The organism is Achromobacter sp. GbtcB20, from assembly GCF_019091095.1.
Classification (GTDB): domain Bacteria; phylum Pseudomonadota; class Gammaproteobacteria; order Burkholderiales; family Burkholderiaceae_B; genus Achromobacter; species Achromobacter mucicolens.
The window spans coordinates 1-260 of sequence record NZ_JAGXJZ010000628.1; the positions used below are offsets into that span (position 1 = coordinate 1).

The 260-nt window shown below is 67.7% G+C and carries 1 pseudogene; it reads right to left on the bottom strand.

From position 1 onward, the window contains the following. Window positions 1-196: pseudogene (locus KVT32_RS30500) on the bottom strand (hypothetical protein); the annotation flags it as partial. Between the last annotated feature and the right edge of the window lie 64 nt (window positions 197-260).

Sequence of the window (260 nt, forward strand, 5' to 3'; positions counted from 1 at the left end):
CGGCGATGTTGTCCAGGTCGAGATCCGCATCGGTGAAGCGGTCGGACACCTTGCCGTACGCGGTCACCATCCGCTTGACCATCATGGCCGCGGTGTCGCAGTAACCTGCGCCGTTGTCGCCCTTCACGGACAGCGTGACGGCGCCGGCAGGCATCGACTCGAGCGTCACCGTTCCGGCCAGCGGGTTCGAGGTCATGGCGACCGGCGCGCCGTTGTCCCGAGCCTCATTCCCGATCACGCCCTCATCGCGGCCGGTCCTG